The sequence below is a fragment of the Thalassospira sp. UBA1131 genome (genome assembly GCF_002311515.1).
Classification (GTDB): domain Bacteria; phylum Pseudomonadota; class Alphaproteobacteria; order Rhodospirillales; family Thalassospiraceae; genus Thalassospira.
The window spans coordinates 22000-24647 of the sequence record NZ_DCAO01000063.1; the positions used below are offsets into that span (position 1 = coordinate 22000).

The window sequence follows — 2648 nt, forward strand, 5'->3', positions numbered from 1 at the left end:
CTTTGCATCTTCATGATCTATGGCGGCGGGATGATTTTTGGCAGTTTCCTGCCGGTGTTGCAGTTCCTGACCCTGACCGTCGGTGTGGGTGGATTTTTGCTCTATATTCTTGGCTATACCTGGATTACCGGGCGCAAGGTCAAACGCGAAGCTGCCAAACACGGTGATCCGGCCCAGGTTGCAAATGATGGCGATGCTGCGGGTGACAGAGGTTTGCCACCACTTGTCCAGGGCGATCGTCGCCGCCAGAATACGGCGGGCAATCTGCGTCTGCGCCGTACAGATGGCGGTGATGGTCCGGCAAGGGGCTCAGCACGGCGCAAGATCGAACTACCTGACGTTTGATTGCCCGACGTCTGATTGCATGCGTTCTGATGACCGTTTTCCAAACGACGGAGGCATCATGGCTGTGTTACGTGATCTGGTTTTTATCCACAGTGCGGGTCCGCAAGGCGGCAACAGCGGCAGCACCGGCCTGATTTCCCGGCTGGAAGAAGCCCTTGGTGACGAGTTTCACATCATCGCCCCTTTGATGCCCGACCCGGAACGCCCGGACATAGATGGGTGGTTGGCCGAGATCGCAAAGACGGTTTCACAGGCACGATCAGGGGCCGTATTGATGGGCCATTCACTTGGCGGATCGTCCATCTTGCAATATCTGGCACGAAATCCGCAAATCTGGCGTGATAACAATCGCTTTGCAGCGATCTTTAGCATCGCTGCCCCATTTTGGGGGCTGGAAGACTGGGAAGTAACGGATTTTTCGCTGACGGAGGATGAGCTGGCTGTGCTGACAGGGTGTAGACCAATGCATTTCTGTCACAGTAAAGACGACAAGATTGTCGGGTTTGCGCATAGCGAAACCTATTTACAGCACTTCCCGCAGACAGATCAGATAGCGTTGAATGATGCCGAGCACGCCTTGTCAGACGGAGATATTACAGCATTGATTGAGAAAATACGCATATACGCTTGATCAGGCGTGTTTTTCCAGAACCAGACCCGCAAGATAGAGCGAGCCCAGAATAAGCACCCGTTTCGGGGTGCGGCAGGCATCAAGAAGCGGGGTAATCGCCGCTTCGAAGCCGTCACAGGAAAATGCCGGCGAAATGCCACAGGCAATTGCCGCGTCGCGCAGGGTTTCTGGCAGATGTGCCTGATGTTCGCCGGGGATCGGGACACCGGCCAACGCGGTGATATGCGTTGCCAACGGCTTCAGGAACGTTTCCGCATCACGGTTATCAAGCATGCCCATGATGACAACGGTGTCGCCAGCGGGTTGGCGCGATAGCCAGTCGGCAATTGCCTCGGCCGCGGCAATGTTGTGGCCACCATCCAAAATCAGATCGCAGCCATCGGGCAAGGCATCGCACAGCGGGCCTTTGGTAAGTTTCTGTAGCCGTGCGGGCCAGCTTGCGGTTTCAAGACCACGGGCAAGAATATTGATGTCCTTGCCGTCACAGCCGGGAATTCCAGCCTTGCGCACCGTGGCAATCGCGGTGGCGGCATTTGTGTATTGATGGCGTCCTGGCAGGGCCGGGTGTGGGAGATCGATCTGCTCGGTCCCGATGCGGATCGTAAAGCCGTCTTCGCGTTCCTGGGTGACCTCGAAATCATTGAAGATCGGGGCCGAAATGCGGTTGGCGTGACAGGCCAGCGTATTAAACGCTTCAAGGCTTTGTGGGGCTGTGACGCACGGAATACCGGTTTTCATGATCCCGGCCTTCTCGAACGCGATTTTGGCAATCGTGTCACCGAGGAACCCTTGATGATCCAGTGAGATTGGCGTGATCACGGTCGCGGCAGGTTTATCGATGACGTTTGACGCATCGACACGGCCACCCAGCCCGGTTTCAAGCAACAGGATATCGGCTGGAACCCGCGAAAAGGCAAGGAATGCCGCGGCCTGGGTAATTTCAAAGAAGGTAATGGAGTCCCCTGCATTAACCGCCTCAACCTCTTCCAGAAGATCACAAAGGGCTTCTTCGGAAATCATCTGGCCGGCAAGGGTGATGCGTTCATGAAAACGCACCAGATGCGGGGATGTGGAGCAATGCACCCGAAGTCCGGCCGCCTCATAGATTGCCCGCAGATAGGCAAGGGTCGATCCCTTGCCATTGGTGCCAGCGATATGAATGACGGGGGGGAGCGAAAGATGCGGATTGCCCAGCTTTTCAAGCAGCCGGGTAATCCGCCCTAACGAAAGGTCGATGACTTTCGGGTGCAGCTTGCCAAGGCGAGCAAGGATTGCGTCGCTGCCCGCCAAGTTATTTATCCGCACTCGGAGTTTTGGATTTGGTCGATTTGGCCTTGGCGTCCTTGATCGGCACCACAGCTGCACCCGGTTTGGTGCGACGGATCATATCGATCAGGCGGCCAAAGGTCGCGTTCAGTTCCGAACGCGGCACGACCATATCCACCATGCCATGTTCCAGAAGGTATTCGGCCGTCTGGAAGTCATCGGGCAGTTTTTCGCGGATGGTGCTTTCGATCACGCGGCGCCCGGCAAAGCCGATCTGTGCGCCCGGTTCTGCGATCTGGATATCACCCAGCATGGCAAAGGATGCCGAAACACCGCCAGTGGTCGGATCGGTCAGGAGCACGAAATAGGGCAGGCCCTTTTCCTTGACCTTTTCGATCGCGGCCGT

General features: G+C 56.5%; 2 protein-coding genes and 2 pseudogenes. 2 read left to right on the forward strand and 2 right to left on the reverse strand.

The window, feature by feature from the left end; translation table 11 throughout:
* Both B3Z49_RS09575 and B3Z49_RS09580 read left to right on the forward strand, forming a co-directional pair.
* Nucleotides 1-345 (forward strand): annotated as a pseudogene (locus tag B3Z49_RS09575) (hypothetical protein); the annotation flags it as partial.
* Between the two features lie 19 nt (nucleotides 346-364).
* A complete protein-coding gene (locus B3Z49_RS09580; RefSeq protein ID WP_296990363.1) occupies nucleotides 365-976 on the forward strand; it encodes an alpha/beta fold hydrolase in 612 nt (203 codons plus the stop codon).
* Here B3Z49_RS09580 and B3Z49_RS09585 read toward each other — a convergent pair whose 3' ends face one another.
* Together B3Z49_RS09585 and B3Z49_RS09590 are read right to left on the reverse strand one after the other, a co-directional pair.
* Nucleotides 977-2266, reverse strand: a complete 1290-nt coding sequence (locus tag B3Z49_RS09585; protein WP_296990365.1) for a bifunctional folylpolyglutamate synthase/dihydrofolate synthase — start codon at nucleotides 2264-2266, stop codon at nucleotides 977-979.
* 1 nt (nucleotide 2267) lies between these two features.
* Nucleotides 2268-2648, reverse strand: a pseudogene (locus B3Z49_RS09590) (acetyl-CoA carboxylase carboxyl transferase subunit beta); the annotation flags it as partial.

What these genes read in the sequence shown, in the direction of transcription:
- B3Z49_RS09580 (WP_296990363.1), top strand. Translation starts at nt 365, where the DNA reads ATGCGTTCTGATGACCGTTTTCCAAACGACGGAGGCATCATGGCTGTG.